The 19,159-nt window shown below is 66.2% G+C and carries 18 protein-coding genes; 13 read left to right on the top strand and 5 right to left on the bottom strand.

Annotation, left to right across the window (positions count from 1 at the left end; genetic code table 11):
- Positions 1 to 37 precede the first annotated feature (37 nt).
- A complete protein-coding gene (locus LXN00_RS09850) occupies positions 38 to 3,427 on the bottom strand; it encodes a helicase-related protein (RefSeq protein WP_234507799.1) in 3,390 nt (1,129 codons plus the stop codon).
- Between the two features lie 139 nt (positions 3,428 to 3,566).
- Here LXN00_RS09850 and LXN00_RS09855 point away from each other — a divergent pair, with 139 nt between their 5' ends.
- On the top strand, positions 3,567 to 3,755 hold the full coding sequence (locus LXN00_RS09855) for a hypothetical protein (RefSeq protein WP_234507800.1): 189 nt from the start codon (positions 3,567 to 3,569) through the stop codon (positions 3,753 to 3,755).
- 503 nt (positions 3,756 to 4,258) lie between these two features.
- On the opposite strand, the gene LXN00_RS09860 is transcribed toward LXN00_RS09855, so the two are convergent.
- From LXN00_RS09860 to LXN00_RS09870, 3 genes are all read right to left on the bottom strand, one after another.
- Positions 4,259 to 4,699 carry a type II toxin-antitoxin system HicB family antitoxin gene (locus LXN00_RS09860; protein WP_234507801.1) on the bottom strand — a complete coding sequence of 147 codons (441 nt, stop codon included), beginning with the start codon at positions 4,697 to 4,699 and terminating at the stop codon, positions 4,259 to 4,261.
- 67 nt (positions 4,700 to 4,766) lie between these two features.
- Positions 4,767 to 5,015: a type II toxin-antitoxin system HicA family toxin gene (locus LXN00_RS09865; protein WP_326491141.1), complete on the bottom strand. Its 249-nt coding sequence runs from the start codon at positions 5,013 to 5,015 to the stop codon at positions 4,767 to 4,769.
- 356 nt (positions 5,016 to 5,371) lie between these two features.
- Positions 5,372 to 6,904: a Ppx/GppA family phosphatase gene (locus tag LXN00_RS09870; protein ID WP_234507803.1), complete on the bottom strand. Its 1,533-nt coding sequence runs from the start codon at positions 6,902 to 6,904 to the stop codon at positions 5,372 to 5,374.
- Here LXN00_RS09870 and LXN00_RS09875 point away from each other — a divergent pair, their 5' ends adjacent.
- From LXN00_RS09875 to LXN00_RS09920, 10 genes are all read left to right on the top strand, one after another.
- Complete coding sequence (locus LXN00_RS09875) at positions 6,905 to 8,791, top strand: phospholipase D-like domain-containing protein (protein ID WP_234507804.1); 1,887 nt, start codon at positions 6,905 to 6,907, stop codon at positions 8,789 to 8,791.
- Entirely contained in the window at positions 8,680 to 9,843 is a 1,164-nt protein-coding gene (locus tag LXN00_RS09880) for an RNA-guided endonuclease InsQ/TnpB family protein (RefSeq protein ID WP_234507806.1), read from the top strand. The genes LXN00_RS09875 and LXN00_RS09880 overlap by 112 nt, the downstream gene beginning before the upstream one ends.
- Positions 9,836 to 10,021 (top strand): polyphosphate kinase, encoded by a 186-nt coding sequence (locus tag LXN00_RS09885; RefSeq protein ID WP_234507808.1) that lies wholly within the window; start codon positions 9,836 to 9,838, stop codon positions 10,019 to 10,021. The genes LXN00_RS09880 and LXN00_RS09885 overlap by 8 nt, the downstream gene beginning before the upstream one ends.
- 8 nt (positions 10,022 to 10,029) lie before the next feature.
- Entirely contained in the window at positions 10,030 to 10,527 is a 498-nt protein-coding gene (locus LXN00_RS09890; protein ID WP_234507810.1) for a SixA phosphatase family protein, read from the top strand.
- Positions 10,528 to 10,884: 357 nt separating this feature from the next.
- Positions 10,885 to 11,289, top strand: coding sequence for a hypothetical protein (locus LXN00_RS09895; RefSeq protein WP_234507812.1), 405 nt, complete (start codon positions 10,885 to 10,887; stop codon positions 11,287 to 11,289).
- Complete coding sequence (locus LXN00_RS09900) at positions 11,259 to 11,681, top strand: hypothetical protein (RefSeq protein WP_234507814.1); 423 nt, start codon at positions 11,259 to 11,261, stop codon at positions 11,679 to 11,681. Before LXN00_RS09895 ends, LXN00_RS09900 begins: the two co-directional genes overlap by 31 nt.
- Before the next feature lie 39 nt (positions 11,682 to 11,720).
- The gene (locus LXN00_RS09905) at positions 11,721 to 12,275 is read left to right on the top strand and encodes a hypothetical protein (RefSeq protein ID WP_234507815.1); all 555 of its coding nucleotides are present in this window, start codon (positions 11,721 to 11,723) and stop codon (positions 12,273 to 12,275) included.
- A gap of 160 nt (positions 12,276 to 12,435) precedes the next feature.
- Positions 12,436 to 12,921: a YbjN domain-containing protein gene (locus LXN00_RS09910; protein ID WP_234507817.1), complete on the top strand. Its 486-nt coding sequence runs from the start codon at positions 12,436 to 12,438 to the stop codon at positions 12,919 to 12,921.
- 110 nt (positions 12,922 to 13,031) lie between these two features.
- The gene (locus LXN00_RS09915) at positions 13,032 to 14,564 is read left to right on the top strand and encodes a hypothetical protein (protein WP_234507819.1); all 1,533 of its coding nucleotides are present in this window, start codon (positions 13,032 to 13,034) and stop codon (positions 14,562 to 14,564) included.
- A gap of 5 nt (positions 14,565 to 14,569) precedes the next feature.
- On the top strand, positions 14,570 to 15,415 hold the full coding sequence (locus tag LXN00_RS09920; protein ID WP_234507821.1) for a hypothetical protein: 846 nt from the start codon (positions 14,570 to 14,572) through the stop codon (positions 15,413 to 15,415).
- A gap of 44 nt (positions 15,416 to 15,459) precedes the next feature.
- Here LXN00_RS09920 and LXN00_RS09925 read toward each other — a convergent pair whose 3' ends face one another.
- Positions 15,460 to 15,807 carry an ArsR/SmtB family transcription factor gene (locus LXN00_RS09925; RefSeq protein ID WP_234507823.1) on the bottom strand — a complete coding sequence of 116 codons (348 nt, stop codon included), beginning with the start codon at positions 15,805 to 15,807 and terminating at the stop codon, positions 15,460 to 15,462.
- 186 nt (positions 15,808 to 15,993) lie between these two features.
- Here LXN00_RS09925 and LXN00_RS09930 point away from each other — a divergent pair, with 186 nt between their 5' ends.
- Both LXN00_RS09930 and LXN00_RS09935 read left to right on the top strand, forming a co-directional pair.
- On the top strand, positions 15,994 to 16,476 hold the full coding sequence (locus tag LXN00_RS09930; RefSeq protein ID WP_234507824.1) for an arsenate reductase (azurin) small subunit: 483 nt from the start codon (positions 15,994 to 15,996) through the stop codon (positions 16,474 to 16,476).
- A 10-nt stretch (positions 16,477 to 16,486) separates the two neighbouring features.
- Positions 16,487 to 19,072 carry an arsenate reductase (azurin) large subunit gene (locus LXN00_RS09935; RefSeq protein WP_234507826.1) on the top strand — a complete coding sequence of 862 codons (2,586 nt, stop codon included), beginning with the start codon at positions 16,487 to 16,489 and terminating at the stop codon, positions 19,070 to 19,072.
- Positions 19,073 to 19,159: the final 87 nt, after the last annotated feature.

Consider the following 19,159-nt stretch of genomic DNA (forward strand, 5'->3'; position numbering starts at 1 on the left):
TTTGTATAACAAGCTCGGAGCCTGCTATACGGGCGTATCATTTCGCCACCTCCACCACCCGCACCGCCCGACCCAGGACCTGTTTGAGGTCGTAGGAGACGCTGGTTGCGGCGAAGTCGGGCTCACCCATGAAGGGAGGGACGTAGTGGATGCGCAAGGCCCTCTGCCCATCCGTTTCCACCACCACCAGGTACCAGTTTTCCCGCTTGTTGAGGGCGGTGAGGATCTGGGTGCGGGAGAGGGTGACCACTTCTGAGCCGGGGCCCTTGGCCTTCACCTCCAGGAGGCGCAGGTGCCCGTCCGGGGTGCGGGACTCCACGTCGTAGCCCGGGTAGCCTGGGGGCATCTCCTCCGGCTCGTGCCCCATGCTTCGCTCGGCCCAAAGGACCGCCTCCACGGCGATGCGCTCCAGGTGTTGGCGGACGTCTTCCTCAGGGGCTTGCAGGGCCTGGGAGAAGGGCGGCACCACCAGGATGGCCTGGGAGAGCCGAGGGGGGAGGGAGCGCAGGTGGCGGGCTTTTTCCAACTCCTCCTCCCTTCGGCGTAGCCGCTCCCGCAACTCATCCGCCATGCGCCGGAACGCTTCCGCCCGGCCGGCAGCGCCAGCTTTCCCCTTTTGGGCCCGCTCGTGTTCTTCATGGGCCCGCTGGTCCAAGTGGTAGATTTCCGACAAGAGCCTATCCTTCACCGCCTTTAGCGTGCGGTCCACCTCCACCTGGCGGAAGCGGCGAACCTCTTCCAGGTGCTTGCGGGCAAGGTGGCCTGCGGCGTACGCCTCGGCCTTCTCCAAGAGGGAGGCAAGGTCAAACTTCTCCAGGAGGGACAAGGCGTTCTCCCGCTCCTCCTCCGAGGCCGGGCGCAGGTCCAGGTAAGGGGCGGGGCCTTCTTCTCGCACCTCGCCCCCTGGGGTCAGGCTCAGGTAGAGGAAGCGGCGGGATACGGGCCCCTTGGCGTCCTGCACCTCGTGCTCCAAGGCCAGGATGAGGCGGGGGGTGGTGGCGTTTTCGTCCACCAGGACGGTGCCCCGCTCCAGGTACCCGCCCCACTCGGCCAAGGCGGCGTCCAGGAGGGCCTCGAGGAGGGGATGCCCCGGGGTGAGGAAGTCGGCCACGGGCTTTCCGGGCCAGGCCACCTGGTCCTTGTGGAAGGTCACCCGGGTGTAGCTCCGCAGGATCCCGGGCCGGGCCTGGCGCACCCGTGCCGGGACGAAGCTCACCTCCATCCGGGCCCCCTCCCGGCGGTGGACGGTGCCCCCCAAGCGGGTGAGGGCCTCCTGGAAGAAGCTGGAGAGGTAGTGGGGCTGGAGCTTGCGGGCCTCGGCCCGCTCCATCTCCAGCCGGAGTTCCGCAAGCCGCCTAGGGTCCAGCACCTCTGTGGCCAGGGCGTTTTCCAGGAGGGTTTCCAGGTGTTTCGGGTCCACGGCCCCCTCCACCTTCTGGAATAGGCGGGCCCGCACCTCGGGGTCTTCCCCGTAGCGGATGGCCTCGAGGAGGAGGTCCCGGAGGGGCGTTTCCTGGAAGAGCTTGCCCAGCACGTCAAAGACCTTGCCCCCTAGGGCGGCGCTCGCCTCCTCCAGTTTGCGCAGGAGGCGCAGGTAGACCTCGCCTTCCCGGGTGTTCTCCGCCACCAGGTTCCACATGTGGCAGACCTCGGTCTGCCCGATGCGGTGGATGCGGCCAAAGCGTTGCTCCAGGCGGGCCGGGTTCCAAGGCAGGTCGTAGTTGATGAGGAGGTGGGCCTGTTGGAGGTTCACCCCTTCCCCAGCGGCGTCCGTGGCGATGAGGATGAGGGCTTCCCGGTCCTGGGTGAAGCGGGCCTGCCGCAGGCGGCGCTCCTCCCGGGAAAGCCCCCCGTGGATGCTCACGAGGGCCTCGGGACGGCCCAGGTAGCGGGCGAGCCTCTTTTCCAGGTAGTCCAGGGTGTCCTTGTGTTCCGTAAAGAGGATGAGCTTGTGCCCCCGGATGCGGTCGGTTTCCAGGAGGCTTCTAAGCTCCTGCCACTTGCGGTCCTGTTCCTCCCTGAGAAGGGCTTGGGCCATGGCCTCCAGGCGCTTGAGGGTAGCGATTTCCATCTCCAGCTCGGCCAGGGTGCGGGCGGCGGTGGCCTGGTCCAGGACCGCAGGAGCCCCTTCCAGCTCCTCGCTGGGGAACTCCTCCAGCTCCTCCAGGTCCTCCTCCTCCAGGACTGGGAACCGCAGGGCGAGACCCTGCTTCACCTCTTCCCGGCGGGCCTCGAGGCGCTTCCGGCGCCGGCTTAGGGAGCGGGCGATGGCCAGGGGGCTGCTGGCCAGGCGGCGCTGGAGCAGGGTGAGGGCGAAGCCCACGGTGCGGCGCTGCCCTTCCTCCAGCGCTTCGGCCCGGTTCATCTCCTCCCGGACGTAGGCGGTCACCGCCTCGTAGAGCTCCATCTCCTGGGGGGAGAGGGCGTAGCCCACGGTGTAGGCTCGCCGCTCGGGGAAGAGGGGGGTGCCGTCAAAGCGGACCAGGTCTTCCTTCTGTCGCCTTAGCCAAAGCCCTTCGGTGTTCAAGGCGGGGCTATTGGGCCGAGGCTTGCCCCTAAAGCGGTCGGGATCCAAAAGGGAGAGGAAAAGCCGGAAGTCCTCCTCCTTTCCCCGGTGGGGGGTGGCGGTGAGGAGGAGGAAGTGGCGGGCCTTTTCGGAGAGGCGCTCGCCCAGGCGGTACCGGCGCGTGGCCTTGACCTCGAGGCCGTAGTAGGTGGCGGCCATCTTGTGGGCCTCGTCCACCACCACCAGGTCCCAGTCCACCTCGAGGGCCTTTTCCGCCACCTCGGGAAAGCGGGCCAGCTGGTCCATGCGGGCGATCCAGTAGCCGTGCTCCCGGAAAGGGTTCTCGCGGGCGGTTTCCAGGCGTTGGCGGGAGAGGACCTCAAACGGCAGGCGGAACTTTTCCCAAAGCTCTTCCTGCCACTGCAAGACCAAGGCCCCCGGGGCCACCACGAGGGCCCGCTCCAAAGCCCCCCGTAGGGCCAGTTCCCGCATGAAGAGCCCCGCCATGATGGTCTTCCCCGCTCCCGGGTCGTCGGCGAGGAGGAAGCGCAAGGGGTTTTTGGGGAGCATGTGGCCATAAACCGCCTCTATCTGGTGGGGCAAGGGCTCCACCAGGGAGCTGTGGACGGCCATGAAGGGGTCAAAGAGGTAGGCCAGGCGGATCCGCTTGGCCTCCGCCGCCAGGCGGAAGAGGTCCCCGGGGGCGTCTAGGGGGAAGCGGGGCGCCTCCTCCACCACGAGCTGGGCGAGGTCCTCGGGGTAGAGGAGGGCCTCGCCCAGCTCGCCTTGGGCGTTGCGGTAGGTGATCTGCAGGGCGCCCTCGAGGGGGCGCACGTGCTCCACATGAACGCTTTCCCCGGGCACCAGTCCCTTAAGGCGATGCCCAGGACGCACCCTGTGGAGGAGGGGAATGGGATCCACGGGTTTAGTTTAGCCCAAGTTGCCACCTCTCCCTGGACTTGAAACAATAGCGGCCGGTACGCCGTTGCGGACCTCAAAACCATCCACTTGTGCACCCAGGGGGATACTTATCTGCCGTGACCCCTTGAAAAAGGCTCTGATGACGGGTGCTATACCCCCAGCCCAACCCCTACCCATGGCCATCCCGCCAAGCCCTCACCTGGGGGCATCCCTCAAAGCCCTCCTCCCCCAGGGCCACGGCCAGGCGGAGAGGGAGGCGGTGAGGGGGGTCTTTCCTGAGCTGGTGGCACGGGTCTCCACGCGGGAGTTCTCGCTTCTCAGGCTCTAGCCTTCCTCTCTGGGGATAGGTGTGGGAGATGAGCGTTTATGCGGGATATACGAGGGGTGCAAGTTTTGAGAAAGGGCTGCAGCGCCCTTGTAATCATCCCCCACGAGCCCCCGACCCCGGGGGCAGGGTACGAGGTCTACGTGCAGAGGCAAATCGGGAGCGCCACTTGGGAGAGGACTTGGTGCTTCTGGGTGGACACTACCCTAGTCCCCTTTTGAAGAGGCTTTGAGGTATTGGACGCAGTGAGCTACCCCCAGGGGGTAAAGGGGGGTACAAGCCTCCAGGCCCTCCAGGGGATTTCTCCCTGTCGTAGGCCCGGGGGACGGAGACCCCGGCGCAGGCGGAGACCTTTCCTCGTAAGGGCCGCATAAGGCCTCCACCGGAGTAGGGACCCTGTTTTCTCGCCCCCCACCGCTTCCAGGCCTGTTTCTTAGCGGCGACGGCTTTGGGTATCTCCCATGCCCTAGGGTTATCCCGCTTGGGTGGGCCCACGCCCCTAAACTCTAAACTCGTACCCGCACCTCCACCTCTCCCCCCACGGCCTCGGCGAAGCGGCGGAGCGTGTCCAGGCTGTGCCCGAAGTAGAAGGGATCCAGCAGGCGGGACACCGCAGAAGGGGTGGTCCCCATGCGCCGGGCCACCTCCCGGGCGGTGAGGCCCGAGGCCTTCAGGGACCGCCTCAGTTCCAGGCTCACGGGGTTCACGGGGGCAGGGGTCACGTAGCTCAAGAAGTAGCCTTCCCGCTCCCGCTCCGCCTCCTCTTCGGGGCGCAGGGCGCGCCCGGGCGGAGGAAGAGCCCTCCCCTCCTCCTTGAGCTCCACAAGGGCCAGGGCCAAGCCCCGGGCTAGGCTCCGCTCCACCTCCTCAGGGGAAACCTTCCCCCACACGGCCACGGGCAGGTCCAAGGCGAACCCTGCCCACCTTCCCGTCCCATCCCTTTCCAAAAAGCACGGATATGCGCCTTCTCTTCTCATCCTTCTCCCAAAAGGGGGGCCGAAGCCCCCCTCTCCCCTACCCTTTGCCCCTTTGGCCGCCGCCCTTCCGGAAGAGGTCCTCCGATAGCCCCGCCATCTGCAAAATCCGCTTGAACGTCCCCAAAGGGGGTGGATCCTTGCCGGGATCCAGGACCACGAGGCGGCCATCTGGGTGTTTCCAAACCTCGTGGTCCCCCTTGCCCCGCTTGGGCATCGGGACAAAGCCTTCCCGCCGCAAAACCCGCCGGATTTCCCGGTACCGAGGAGGGACAAGCTTCCCGCTAATCCTCTACCTCCTTTTCCCGAATCCCGGGGGGGTGGGACCTCCGGGACACCATAGGTTAGCAAATTTGAGAACATTTGTCTAGGGGTGCCTCCCCTGAGCTCTAATCACTTTGGTCCGTAGGGGCTTGACAAAGGGAAACAAAGAGGGGGGTTGTGTAAGGTATGCGAACCCACAACCCTCTCCTCCAGGCTACCACCACCTGGGTCCACACGGTCTTCCGGCCCCTCAGGAAACCCGGGCGCACCCACTTGGCCTCCTTCTTTGCGGGGCGTGGCGGTGCGGGTGCTTGGAAGTCTTCCCCGGCAACTGGCACAGGGGTAGGGAAGGGGATGAGAGCTCAAAGGGCCGAGACCCCTTCACTCCCCCGCCCACCGCACCTCCAAGGCCAAGCCAAAGGCCTTCTGAAAAAGCCCCGCCTGCTTTTCCGCCTCTACCCGCTCCACCCAAGGGTCCTCCGCGGCCTCGAGGAGAAGGCGAACCCTTTCCCCAAGCTCCACCCTCACCCCCCGCACCCGGCCCGAGCGGGTGCGCTCCAGCATCTCGGCGAGGCGCAACAGGGCGGAAAGCCTTAGGAGGCGCTTGGCGTCTCCCCGCTCCAGGAGGGGCTTTAGGGCCCCGGGAGAGGGGTCGCCCCGGCGGTGGTAGCGCACCAGGAGGCCCAGGAGGGCCTGCTCCCGGTGCCGGAAGCCCAAAAGGGGCTCAGAGAAGACCAGGTAGGCCCCGTGCTTGTGGTGGTCGTGGTAGCCCAGGTGCATGCCGATATCGTGCAGATGGGCGGCTTCCGAAAGGAGGCGCTTTTCCTCCTCTCCCAGGCGGTGCAAGGGGGCAAGCCCGGCGAAAAGCGCCAGGGCCAGGGCCTTCACCCGGTCCCGGTGGGCTTCGGAGAAGGGGTAGCGGCGGAAGAGGCTTTCCACGGCGAAGGCCCGGGGGTTGGGAAGGAGGTGGGGTGGCGGCAGGAACCGGGTGAAGAAGGCCCCTTCCCGGATGCCCATCCCGCTGACCCAAAGCCCCGGGGCTTGGAAATAGGCGAGGAGCGCCCGGAGGAAGGCCAAGGAGGCGGGCAGGGTGCGGGCCCGGTCGGGCTGGAGGCCGGGAAGCTCGGCCCGGTCCTTTAGGGGAAGGCGCAGGACCTTCTCGTAAAGCGCTTCCAACCCCTCCCGGGGCAGGAAGTAGCCGTGGAGGTGTTCCCAGGGGTAGTCCCGCCCCTTGGCGTGGAGGCGGGCGATGGCCCGGAGGTTGCCGCCTAGGCCCACGAGGGGTAAACCCTCCGGTAGCCCCAAGCCCCGAAGCGCCTTGGCCACCGCCTTCTCCAAAGCGCGCACCTCCTTGTGGCTTGGCGGGTCGCTATGGAGGAAGGCCTCCGTGAGCCGGAGGGCCCCGAAGGGTAAGGCCTTCCCCTGGCGGAAGCGGCGGCCTTCCATGCGGGAAACCTGGGCGCTTCCTCCCCCTTGGTCCACCACCAGGGCGTCCTCCAGGAAAAGGCCGTTGGCCACCGCCAGGACCCCCAGGCGGGCCTCCTCCTCCCCCGGCACCACCTGGGCCCGGAGGCCCAACCGCCAAGCCTCCTCCAGGACCAGGTGCCCGTTTTCGGCGTCCCGGATGGCGCTCGTGGCCAGGACCACCACCTCGTCCACGGGGGAGGCCCGGAGGAAATCGGCGAAGGCCCGGAGGGCCTTCCGGCCCCGGGCTAGGGCCTCTTCCACGATGCGCCCCCCCGCAAGCCCTTCCCCCAAGGCCACCGCCTCCCTTAGCTCGTCCGCCAGGAGGTAGTACGCCCCAGGCCGGTAGCGGTAGACCACCAGGCGAAAGGTTCCCGAGCCCAGGTCCAAGACCGCCAAGGAACGCTCCTTGACCTCCTCCTGATCTAAAGCTGGCGTAATCTGTAGCAAATGCGCCTCCTCCCCGAAGCGAGCTGGCTCCAGTTTAACCGGAGGGTGCTCCGGCAAAGCGAGCGACCCGACTTTCCCCTTCTGGAGAGATTTCGCTTTCTTGCCATCTGGAACCGCAACCTGGACGAGTTCTTCGCAGCCCGCATCGCCAAGATCTTTCTGAAGGGGCGCGGGGATGCGGCCCACCTGGCCCTTTTGGAAGAGGCGAGGGCCCAGTCCCTCTATGCGGCGAAGCGCTACTGCGCCCTTCTCAAGGAAGCGGCCCCAACGCTCCAGGTCCTCGCCGCCGAGGCCCTGGACGAGCTGGACTGGATGTACTTCCGCGTCTATCTGGCGGAGGTGGTGGCCCCCCGCACGGACCTCATCCCGTGGGAGGCGGTGGGCGACCTCTCCCACGGGGCCCTTTACTTCGCCTCGCCCAAGCACTTGGTGCGGCTTCCCCAGGACCTGCCCCGCCTCCTCCCGGTGCCGGGAAGGGAGGGTACCTTCGTGCGGCTTGGGGCCTTGGTGCGGGCGCGGAGCGACCTCTTCCTGCCCGAGGAGGCGCCCTTGTACGAGTTCCGGGTCTTGCGCCTTTTGGAAAGCGAGCGGGCCCGGGCGGACTGGGATGAGTTGGCCCAGGCCCTCGAGGGGCGGCAGGAGGGGGTGCCCACCCTCCTGGTGGCCGAGGAGGGCTTCCCGGAGGCCTGGCTCGAGGGCCTACGCCAGGGCCTGGACCTTCTCCCCGAGGAGGTGTTCCGGCTTCCCCCGCCCCTGAACCTCACCCTGGTGGAAACCCTAGTGGAGGCGGGGCCTTCAGGGTGGCGTTTTCCTCCCCTTAAGCCTGCCCGCCCCAAGGCCTTCCTGAAAAACCCCCTAGGGCGATTGCGGCAAGAAGACCTCCTCCTCTACCACCCCTTTGAGGACTACGGCGCCGTGGAACGGTTCGCCGAGGCGGCCCTCCTCCCCGGGGTGGTGGAGGTCTACGCCACCCTTTACCGCATCGGGGAGGAAAACCCCTTGGCGGAGGCCCTCCTGGAAGCGGCCCGGCGGGGAAAGCGGGTGCATGTGCTCCTGGAAGGACGGGCCCGGTTTGACGAGTTGCAGAACCTCCGGTGGTACCTGCGTTTCCTGAGGGCGGGGGTGGAGGTGCTACCCCTTTCCGAGCGCAAGGTTCACGCCAAGGCCCTGCTCCTCTTGACCCGGGAAGGGGGCTTCGTCCATCTGGGCACCGGCAACTACAACCCGCAGAATGGGCGGCTCTACACGGACTTTTCCCTCTTCACCGCCCGGGAGGAGGTGGTGCGGGACGTCCACGCCTTCTTCCGTGCTGTGCGGGAGGGGAGTTTCCCCGGCCTCGCCCTGTTGCGCACGGGGGAGGCCATCCGGACCCTCCTGGTGGAGTCCATCCTGGCGGAGGCCCATCCCAAGGGCCGGGTAATCCTCAAGTTCAACCACCTTACCGACCCCGAGGTGCTCTCCGCCCTGGTGGAGGCGGCGGAGGCGGGGGCCCGGGTGGACCTTCTGGTGCGGAGCACCCTGACCCTACTCCACCCCGCTTTCCACGCCAAAAGCCTGGTGGCCCGCTTCCTGGAACACGCCCGGGTGGCCGCTTTCCGGGCGGGGGGCGCCTGGAAGGTCTACCTCACCAGCGCCGACGCCATGCCCCGGAACTTTCAACAACCGGGGTCTGGGGCAAGAGTCCCCGACCATACTGCGGTAGTGGTTGGTCGGGGAGGTAGAGCCCCAAGCCGCCGCAAGGCGGCTAAACCCACTCACCTTGCTATACTTTGTTTGTGCAGACCCTCACCCTTCGTTGCACCCTCAAGCCTACCGCCGCACAAGAGGCGGCATTGGAGGCCACGGTGCAACTGTTTACTAAGGGTTGCAACCATGCCCTTAGGATAGCTAAAGAGAAGGGGGAGTTTCGCAAGTTCAGGTTGCAACGTCTGGTTTACCGGGACCTCCGGGCGATGGGACTCTCGGCCAACCTGGCGATACAAGCTATCTTCCGTGTGGCCCGAAAGAAGGGTAGTCGGGCCAAGTTCTACCGACCCACCTCCTGTACCTTTGACCAGCGCACCCTGTCCCTGCGGGGTGAGTCGGTTTCGCTGACCACGGTATCTGGCCGGATGGTCATCCCGATGAAGCTGGGCAACTACCAGCGGGACCTTCTGCAACGGGCTAAGAGCGTCCAAGGCGGGGTGCTCACCAAAGGGCCGAGGGGTAAATGGTACATCCACCTTTATCTCCGCATAGAAACCCCTGAGCCCCCTAGCGGTGAGGGCAAGGTGGTAGGGGTTGACCTGGGACAGAAGGCGCTCGCTACCCTCTCCACCGGGGTGCAGTTTTCCGGCGGCTTCCTCAAGGGGAAGCGCTTGCACTACCTGGAGAAGCGGGCCGAAGTACGGAGCAAGCTGGATTGCCCTTCCGAACGCACCAAAGGGGTGAAGCGCCTTTGGGCACGGCTTACGGGAAGGGAGGCCCGCTTTGTAAAACATGCCCTGCACACCCTGACGAGGCGGATCGTGGACAGCCTGGAGCCTGGGGACATCCTGGCGATAGAAGACCTGACGGGTCTCAGAGAACGAACTACCAAGCGAGGGGCTAAGGAAAGGCACCTGCATAACCTCTGGCCCTATGCCCGCCTGCGCTCCCTTTTGGAGTATAAGGCGGCGCTCAAGGGAGTTCAGGTGGTAGCCGTTGATCCCAAGTATACCAGCCAGGAATGCCCCCGGTGCGGCCACACGGCCAGGGAGAACCGCAGGAGCCAGGCCCTTTTCCGGTGTCAGCGGTGTGGCTTCCAGCACAACGCCGACTGGGTGGCGGCGCACAACATTGCCCGGAGAGCAGGCTCGAAGGGCATGGGCCGTTGTAAACCGGCCCAGATTCTGAGGGTATCGTCTCTCCATCGGCTTTCCTCGGAAAGCCCTAACCAGAGCGCAAAAGCGCTTGGTTAGGGTAGTTTACAACCGATTTGAGCTCCTTTTCCCCGTATTGGACAAGGAGGCGAAACGCAAGGTGCTCAAGGTCCTGAAGCGGCAGATAAGGGACGACCGCAACGGCTTCCTCCTCCTTCCTGAGGGGGAGCGCATCCTTTGGGGAGGCCGCCACGATGCCCAGCGCCCGCTCGGGTAGATTGGGGCATGGAGCTTTTCCTGGTCCGCCACGCCCTGGCCTTGCCGCCTGAAGGGGAAGGGGAAAAGGCGGACGACGAGCGGCCCCTAGCCCCCAAAGGCGTGCGGCGCTTTCGCAAGGTGGTCCGGGGCTTGAAGGCGCTTGGGGTTTCCCTGAACCTGATCCTCACGAGCCCCAAGCGGCGGGCCTTGGAAACCGCAAGCCTCCTCGCCGAAGGCCTTGGCGGAGAGGTCCGCCTCACGCCGCACCTCCTGGGCCCTCCTGGCCGGGCGCTTCTGGACGAGTTGCCCCAGGAGGGGAGGGTGGCTTTGGTGGGGCACGAGCCCTTCCTCTCGGCCCTGTTGGCCCTGCTCCTCTTCGGGGACCTCATGGGGGCTTCCGTGGAGGAGATGGTTTACGAGCGCTTGGCCTTTAAGAAGGGTGGGGTGGCTTGGCTAAAGGGGGAGGCCAGGCCCGGCGGGCTAGTCCTCCGGGCGTTTTTGCCGCCCAAGGTCTTCCGGGTGTAGGGGGGCGGGGCGGTCAAATCCCGCTACTGGGTGGCCTCGAGCCTGCCCTCGGCCGTTCCAACCCCCTTTCTAGGAAGTAAGGGTTAGGAAGGTCTATCTAGAGAGCAGCCCCCTTCCCGTGGAGCCCTCGAGGCGAAAGAGGCACAGGGCCCAGGGCGTTTAAGGGATATGTAAGCCGCCCTGGGCAGGATAGCGCTTGAGGACCCCTAGGGGTCAGGGAAAGGGGAGGGGCCACTTGGCTTGGGGGGATTGTCCGTTCTAGACCTTTGCCGCGCCTTCCCTCTTCCCCCTCTCTAGGGGTCCGGAACGGGAAGTGCTTTTTGACGTGCGTGCTAGACCCAAACGGAGGAGGCCCTGATGGAAACCCTGCGGTACCATCCCTGGCAGGTGCGGGCGGCCCTCCTCCGGCTCCTCCTCGGGGGCGGGGCCGCCCTTTGGGTGCTTTGGCTCGTTTGGCTCTTGGTACGGGAAGGGGAGGCTTGGGCCTGGGCCCTTGGGGTGGGGGTTCTCGTCTTCGCGCCCCTTTACGTCTACCGGACAGGGGTGGCTCCCCTGCTTCGGGCGGGCCTCGAGGTGGTCCTGGAGCCCGAGGGGATCCGGTACTGGGGGCGGTACTACGGTACTACCCCAAGGGGGCCTTCCGGGGCCTTGTGGGCCCTTTTGGCCCCACCAAGCCCTGGGGCCCCCTCCATCCCTTCCGGCTGGACTTCGGGGAGAAGCTTCCTCTTCCCTTGGACCTCCCGGGTTGGGACCGGCTCCTAAAGCACCTGGGCCAGGACTGGACCGAGCACCCGGGGCTTGCCCTTTACCTGAGCGAGGCCCGGGGGATGGGCTGGCTCAACGGCCTCCTCCACCCCCCGGAGGAGGTCCTGCCGGTGTGGGAGCAAGCCCGGGCGCAGTACCGGCGGGAAATGGGGTGGCTCTGGGGGGTAACTGCCATCTTCCTCCTGGGGGTGGCGCTGGTGGCGTGGGACGCCAACTCTCCCTTGGGCTACCTGGGTCTCTTCTGCCTCGCCCTTTCCCTTTTGGCTTGGCTTTTCCTTTGGCACAGGCTCTTCGGCCTGGGCGGCCATCGGGGATGGGCGGTCCGGTACAACCCTCTGGCGGAGGCCCGGAGGGGGGAGGGGGGCGTTTGGCGTTTAAGGATTGTGTAAGGGCAGGCAGCTAGGGTGAGGGGTGAAAGGAGGTATCCGATGTGGAGGAAAGCGGTTTGGCTTTTGGCTATGGCCCTTGGGGCCTGCAGCTTCCCCTTCAACTACACCCTCAACCTGTTGGAACAGGGATTGCCGGGAGACTTTTTGGAGGGCACGTTTCAGGTGCGGGCTGGGGGCATTGACCCGAACCCCAAAACCATCGGGCCCCATCCCGTTTCGTATACCCCGGATAGCCGGGTTAGCCTTTCGGGGGCGAGCCTCGAGTACCGGGTCTGCTTCACCTCGGAGACACCTGGGGCAACCTTCAGCGGCTCGCTGACCTACGCCGCTTACCTCGGAGGAAACGAGGCAGGCTTCTTCAGACAGGAGAACTTGGTCGCCCAGGGTACCAAGGACGTGGCGGGGCTCACCAGCGGAGGGGTGTGCGTGGAGGGCCAGGCCAACCTGAGTCCCGAGCAGGTTCAGGCGGTGGCGAGCAGGCGCTTCTACGTGGGTGCCCAGATTAGCGGGGACGCCGCCAGCAGCCAAGAGGCTACCATCCGCTACCGGGCCGAGGTCTTCCGCTTGCACCTCTCCGGTACTGTACGCCCCTAGGTGGGCAGATGAGGCCCTTTGACGATGTAAAGGCTTTGCTGAAACCGGCCTTGGCGCAGTCGCTTCAGCTCCTTGAGTGGGTCTGGCCTACCCAAACCTTGCGTCCTATACGAAGCGGCAAAACCCCTGTACGCGCTATCCCACTATTGGAGGTGCGCTGATGCGGTGGGCCCTGGCCGGAATGGCCCTCCTGGCCCCTGTCCTGGGCCAGGAGGTGCGCACGGAAATCACCCCCCAGGGCATGGAGGGGCTTCTCGGGTCTTTGGGCTGGAAGTACCAGCAGGTCTTCAACTGGGGAGTTTCCGTGGAGTACGAGGTGGAGGTGGAGGGGCAGAAGTTCCGCCTTTTCCTGGCGGACTGCCAGGGGAGGGAGCCCCGTTGCCAAAGCCTTCTCCTCAAGGTCCGGCCCGATTTGGCCGAGGGTCCTTCCTTGAACCACATCGCCAAGGTCCTGGCGTGGAACCGGGAGTACCGCTTCAGCCGGGCCTACCTGGACGAGGGGTTTTACCCCGTGCTGGAGGCGGACCTGCTGCTGGAAGGAGGTGTGACGGACAGGGCCATCGTGGCGTTCCTGCTCATGTTCCTGGAAAGCTGGCAGGAGTTTTACGCCTACATGGGTGGCGGTCTGAGTGGGGAGGAGAGATGAGGTGGCCCGCTTGCCCCTATACCCGCCTAGCGGCGCCCTTCCTTTGGTGGAAGGGCTTGCAGGGTTTGAGGTTCCTTGGGCTGCTTCTGTTTGTAGGCCTGTGGGGAGGCTTGGCGCGGGGTCAGGGAGGCGAAACCTTCCGGGATGCTCTGCATGGGTTTTCCCTTTTCCTGCCTACGGGCTACAGCGTGAGCGTGCGGGACTATGGCCTAGTGGTGGGGGACCTCGAGGCCTTCCTCCTCGTCCGGGGAATGCCCCTAAAGGCCCCCCGGGAGGCGGTGGCCCCCCTTTTGCAGGAGGCGCAGGCCATGGCGAAGGGCAAGCCCCGCCTTTTCTTCAAGGGCGTGCCAGGGGGGCTTCTCCTTTTGGCGCAGGGCCTGGCCTACCCCTACCGCCTGGCCCCCAACCTACCCCTTGAGGCCTTCCGGGACCCTTTTTTCGGCGGCCTCACCTACGAGGCGGCCCACCTCCTCTTGCCCGGCGACCGGCAGGTCCTAGCGGTTAGCGTTTACCTTCCCGCGGGCGCAAGCCCTGGGGTGCGAAGCCGCGCTTACCAGGTTCTACGCTCCTTGGAGTTTCTCCCTCCGGATGCCCGCATGGCCTACGGGGTGCAGAAGGTTTACGACCCCCTTTTGGGCATGGAGGCCTTCTCGGTGAAGGTCCCCAAGGGCTATACCTTTCAGGGAGCGCTGGTGCCCACGGGCGAGGGGCCTTCCCTCCGCCAGCTGGCCTACACCCTCCAGGGTCCTGGGGTTCTGCATCGGAAGGACGTGCTCTTCCTGGTGGCGTCCGGCGTGCAGACGGGCATGGGGGGCAACGCTTCCACCATTTTGGGCTGGAATTGGCAGAAGGGTCTCCTTTCTGGCTTCCTCTGCCCCACGAGGCCCGAGGAGGTGGCGCAACTCTTGGTGCAGCTCTGGGGGCAGGAACGAGGCCAGGCTTGGCAGGTGGTGAAGCTAGAGCCTTCCCCCTCACCCAGTGGCCGCATCGCCCGCCGCCTCGAGGAGCTTAGGGCGGCGGAGGAGGCGCAGATGGACAGCTATCTCATGCAGATGCCGCGCGGGGGCCAGTGGGTCCGAGCCAGGTGGGACCACATCCTGGAGGCGCGGTCAGGGGGGCTTTCCCGCGAGGCCTACTTCCGGGGCGATGTCCTGGCGAGCCAGCAGGCGGACTGGGGGGCGGCGAGCGGGTTGTGCCAGGTGCGGCTGGAGGTCATCCTGCGGGAGGGAACCCCTTCCGCCCTGGCCCAGAACCTTCCCGCGTTCCATGGCTTTCTCCTGGGGATCCGGGCCCATCCGGAGTGGCCCTGGCTCGAGGCCCTGAGGGCCCGCCAGGCGAGCGATGAGGAAACCCGGAGGGTTTTGGCCATGGTGCGCCAGGGGGAAGAGTTCAACGCCTGGATGCGGCGTAGCTGGACCAACCTCCTTTCGGACCAAACCTACGTGCGGGATCCGAGCACCGGGGAGGTGTTCAAGGTCTACAAGGAGTCCTTCCGCACGGGGACCTTCTGGCGGGAACCGGTCTTCGGCGGCCTGGTGGGGGCGGTGGACCGGGGAAGCCGGCTGGAGGAGCTTCTCCGCCAGGAGGGTTGGCGGCAGCTAGAGGAAAGCCTTTCCGGCCTTCCCGGCACCTGGAGGCGCTAAGGGGGATGGTGCTCGCCTACCACCCCTGGCAAATCCGGGCGGCCCTTCTTCGCCTCTTGGGCGGCATCCTGGGCTTGGCCCTCCTCCTTTGGGCGGGGCTTGCGGGCGGGGGCTTCCTCGCCCTCCTCGCCCTCCTGGGGGCGGGAGTGGGCGCCTTTTACCTCCTCCGCACCGGGTGGGAGCCCCTAAGGCGGAGGCGCCTCCGGGTGGAGCTTCTGCCGGATGGGGTGCGGGTGGGCGGGGCCTTCTACCCCAAGGGGGAGTTTTTGGGCCTCGAGGACCCCTTGGGCTCCTGGACCTGGCTGGAGGAGCGGCCCCAGGCTCTCCAGCGCTTTAGGCTCCACCTGGCCCCTCCCTGGCAGAAGGGGCCCCTCTTCCGCCTGCGCTTCCGCACCGGGGCCCTCCCCTTGCCCCTGGACCTTCCCGGGTGGGACCGGCTCCTTAGACACCTGGGCCTTTCCTGGCGGGAACACCCGGGGCTATCCCGCTACCTCGCCACGGCCAGCGGCCCCGCCTGGCTCAACGGCCTCCTCTACCCTCCGGAGGAGGCCCTCGAGGGGTGGCAAGAGGCCCGGAGGCGCTACCAAAGGGCCTGGGCCTGGATCTGGGCGGGCGTGGGGCTGATGGCGGTGGGGTTTGGCGTGGGCCTCTGGGCCCTAGCCCCGGTTTGGGCTAGGGTGGAGGGGTCCGGGGAGGTGGCCCTCCCGATACCGGCCCTTGGGGTTGGGGCCCTTCTGGTCCTTTTGGGCCTTTTCGTGGGCGGCTGGGCCTTTTTTGCCGCCTTCAACGTGGGCCGGGGCCGGCCAGGCTGGGCGGTAGCCTACAACCCCCTCTGGGGGAAGCACCCCTAGGCGTTTTTGCGCAGGGCAGGCTGGGTGGAAGGGGAGGGAGTCCCCTACACCGCCCGCTCCAGCGTCCGTTCCGCCTGGCGCGCCAGGGCCAGGAGTTCCTGGGCGAGGCCCTCGAGGGCCCCCGGCCGCAGGCGGAAATAGGTCCAGCGGCCCACCCGTATCCCCTCCACCAGGCCCGCTTCCCGCAGGATCTTCAGGTGGTGGCTCACCGTGGGCCCAGAAAGGCCCGTCCTCTCCTTCAGGTGGCAGAAGCAAACGCCAAAGGCAGTGCCGCACCGGGGGTCGCGGGCGGTGTGCTCGTCCGGAAGCTCGGCGAGCAGCCGTACCATGGCCACCCGCGCCGGGTGGGCTAGGGCCAATAGGCGGCTTTCCAAGAGATCCTTCTTGCGCATACTGTTCATAGTTTAGCAAGGTCCTGTGCCTCCCATAAGCATGGGGGCAACCAAAGTGCCGGTAGCCCCCAGACGGGCATAAGGCATACCCCTGGTGGGTATTTCGGAATGGGGCCGTCCTATTGACAAATGTCCCATCCGTTTGATATCGTTCAATCGCAAAAAGCAAGGGAGGAGGTAAGCCATATGACGCAAACATTAACCCGTAGGCGGTTTGTGCAGCTCTCGGCGGCAGCCACCGCCCTTTTCGCCGCCGGGGGCAAGGCCCAGCTCTGGTACGCCCCAAGCCTCACCTACCCGGCGGTGAAGGTGGCCAACGTCGCCCAGGTGCGGACGGGGGAGCCCATCACCTTCAACTACCCGGACGCCTCGGCCCCCGCCATCCTGGTGAAGCTGGGCCGGCCGGCCTTGGGCGGGGTAGGGAAGGACCGGGACATCGTGGCCTTCTCCGCCCTTTGCACCCACATGGGCTGCCCCGTGCAGTACGAGAAGGGGCGCTTTATCTGCCGGTGCCACTACTCCATGTTTGACCCCGCCAAGGCGGGCCAGACCTACCAGGGCCTGGCCAGCTCCTGGCTCCCGCAGATCCCCTTGCGCATTGACGGCAAGGGGGACATCTACGCCGTGGCGGTGCAAGGCCTCATCTGGGGCCGGGTGAAGAATGTCTAGGAGGTGAAGGATGGCGCTTATCCCTCGCAAGGACCAGCTCCCCATTCCCCCGAAAAACGCCAAGGTCTACAACCAGGTCTGCCAGTACTGCAATGTGGGGTGCGGCTACAAGGTGTACGTCTGGCCCGTGGGCGAGCAGGGCGGCCCTAAGCCCAACCAGAACGCCTTTGGCCTGGACTTCACGAGCCCCCAGCCGCCCCTCGCCGGGCAGAGCTACACCGAAACCATGCACGCCATCACCGTGGGCAAGGACGGCCGCCAGTACCACGTGGTCATCGTCCCCGCCAAGGACAGCCCCATCAACCGGGGCGACTACTCCATCCGGGGCGGTACCAACGCCCTCACGGTGTGGAGCCTGGACCGGGGCACCCAAGACCGCCTCACCTATCCTCTCCTCCGGGTGGGGGACCAGTTCCAGGCCATCACCTGGCAGGACGCCCTCACCCTCATGGCCGGGGTCATCAAGGGCATTCGCGATCGGGACGGCAACGACGACAACATCGCCGTGAAGTGCTACGACCACGGGGGCTCAGGCCAGGGCTTTGAGGACAACTACGCCGCCGGCAAGCTCTTCTTCTCCGCCCTGTCCGTGAAGCACATCGCCATCCACAACCGCCCGGCCTACAACTCCGAGGTCTGGGGTAGCCGGGAGCGGGGCGTGCACGAGCTCAACTACACCTACGAGGACGCCCGCCTGGCCGACACCATCGTCCTCTGGGGGGCCAACTCCTACGAAACCGCCACAGTCTTCTACGTGGAGCACATGCTCCCCAACCTGCAAGGGGCCACGGTGGCGGAGAAACAGGCGGCTTTTGAGCGGGGGGAGCCCGCCGAGCCCGGGTACATGATCGTCATTGACCCCAGGAAGACGAGCTCCTACACCCTGGCGGCCCAGGTGGCTCCCGACCGGGTCATGCTCCTCCAGCCCAACCTGGGCACGGATTACATCCTGGCCAACGCCATCGCCCGCGTGGTCTGGGAACGGGGCTATTACGATATGGCTTACCTCCAGGCCCGCACGGACATGGCCCTCTTTGAGGAGTACAAGCAAAAAAGCCTCAAGCTCGGGGTACCCTACGCCGAGTTCATGCGGGAGGTGGAGCGCATCACGGGTGTGCCCCGTGCCCAGATTGAGAAGGCCGCCGACTGGATTGCCAAGCCCAAGGCGGGCCGGTTCAAGCGCCGCACCCTCACCATCTACGAGAAGGGCATCATCTGGAACATGAAGAACTACGACCAGGTGGCGGCCATCGTGCAGCTCGCCGTCCTCACCCACAACATCGGCCGCCCCGGCACCGGGTGCGGCCGTCAGGGCGGGCACCAGGAGGGGTACGTGCGTCCTCCCGCCCCCACGCCCGGCTCCATCTACCGCGGCGGGCCCCCGGTGAACGTGGACAAGTTCCTCACCGACGGTAAAGGCAAGTTCTACTGGGTGATCGCCAACGACCCCTACCTCTCCACGCCCAACAACCAGGTCTTCCGCAAGCGGATCCACGAGCGCACGGAGAAGCTCACCAAGGCCCTGGGCGAGGGCGGGGAGCCCGGGACCATCCAGGAAAGGGTGCAGAAGATCCTGGATATCCTCTACAAGGATCCCGACGCCCTCTTCCTGGTGGTCCAGGACATCTACATGACGGAAACCGCCCGGGACGCCCACCTCATCCTGCCCGCCGCCGGCTGGGGCGAGGCCAACGAAACCTCCATCAACTGCAATAGCCGCCTCCTCCGCCTCTACGAGAAGTTCATGGACCCGCCCGGGGAGGCCAAGCCCGACTGGGAGATCTTCAAGTGGGTGGGCCTGCGCATCGCCGAGCTCTACCGGGCGGAGGGTAAGCACCAGGAGGCTGCCAAGTTTGAGTTCGGCAAGAACTGGCGGACGGACGAGGACGTCTTCCTGGCGGGGGCCGAGGAGTTTGCCGACAACCGCGTGAGCGAGGAGGACGAGGCCAAGCTGGAGGCGGAGAACTACAAGGGCGTCACCTACAAGCTCCTGAAGGAGCTGGGCCAAAAGGGCATCCAGACCCCCGTGCGCCGCGACCCCAAGACCGGGAAGCTCGTGGGCACGGTGCGCCGCTACACCTACAAGTTCGGCACCGAAGACGGCAAGTTCAAGTGGTACGGCACGGACGACTGGGAGGGCTACCCGCAGGAGGTGGCCAAGTACCTGGAAGGGGAGAAGGCGCAGAAGTACCCCTTCTGGGTCACCACCGGCCGGGCCCAGACCATCTGGCAGACCGCCTACCACGATCGGCACCTGCCGGAGAAGGCCATGGCCCTGCCCCTCCCCTACGTGGAGGTGAACCCCGAGGACGCCAAGCGCCTAGGCCTCCAGTCCGGGGACCTGGTGGAGGTCTACAACGAGGAGGGGAACGGGACCTTCGTTGTGTACGTCACGGATGCCGTGAAGCCGGGGATGCTCTTCCTCGTCATGTACCACTGGCGGGGCACCTCCAACTCCCTAGTTTCCGGCTACACCGATCCCAAGACCACTATCCCCTGGTACAAGGGCACCCGGGCCGCCATCCGCAAGGTGGCGGGGGCCATCCCCTCGGTGCAGCAGACGGCGAGCTTCCTGCAGCAGAACAAGTTTGACTAGCCTGCGGGAAACCCCTGCCCCCCAAAAGGGGGCAGGGTTTGTTTTCCCCCCTACAGGGAAGGGGCTTGGGGCGGGCTAGGATGGGTC

Source organism: Thermus brockianus (assembly GCF_021462505.1).
GTDB lineage: Bacteria > Deinococcota > Deinococci > Deinococcales > Thermaceae > Thermus > Thermus hydrothermalis.

What these genes read in the sequence shown, in the direction of transcription:
- LXN00_RS09875 (WP_234507804.1), top strand. Translation starts at nt 6,905, where the DNA reads ATGCGCCTCCTCCCCGAAGCGAGCTGGCTCCAGTTTAACCGGAGGGTG.
- LXN00_RS09920 (WP_234507821.1), top strand. Translation starts at nt 14,570, where the DNA reads ATGGTGCTCGCCTACCACCCCTGGCAAATCCGGGCGGCCCTTCTTCGC.
- LXN00_RS09935 (WP_234507826.1), top strand. Translation starts at nt 16,487, where the DNA reads ATGGCGCTTATCCCTCGCAAGGACCAGCTCCCCATTCCCCCGAAAAAC.
- LXN00_RS09890 (WP_234507810.1), top strand. Translation starts at nt 10,030, where the DNA reads ATGGAGCTTTTCCTGGTCCGCCACGCCCTGGCCTTGCCGCCTGAAGGG.
- LXN00_RS09910 (WP_234507817.1), top strand. Translation starts at nt 12,436, where the DNA reads ATGCGGTGGGCCCTGGCCGGAATGGCCCTCCTGGCCCCTGTCCTGGGC.
- LXN00_RS09925 (WP_234507823.1), bottom strand. Translation starts at nt 15,807, where the DNA reads ATGCGCAAGAAGGATCTCTTGGAAAGCCGCCTATTGGCCCTAGCCCAC.
- LXN00_RS09905 (WP_234507815.1), top strand. Translation starts at nt 11,721, where the DNA reads ATGTGGAGGAAAGCGGTTTGGCTTTTGGCTATGGCCCTTGGGGCCTGC.
- LXN00_RS09855 (WP_234507800.1), top strand. Translation starts at nt 3,567, where the DNA reads ATGACGGGTGCTATACCCCCAGCCCAACCCCTACCCATGGCCATCCCG.
- LXN00_RS09895 (WP_234507812.1), top strand. Translation starts at nt 10,885, where the DNA reads ATGGAAACCCTGCGGTACCATCCCTGGCAGGTGCGGGCGGCCCTCCTC.
- LXN00_RS09930 (WP_234507824.1), top strand. Translation starts at nt 15,994, where the DNA reads ATGACGCAAACATTAACCCGTAGGCGGTTTGTGCAGCTCTCGGCGGCA.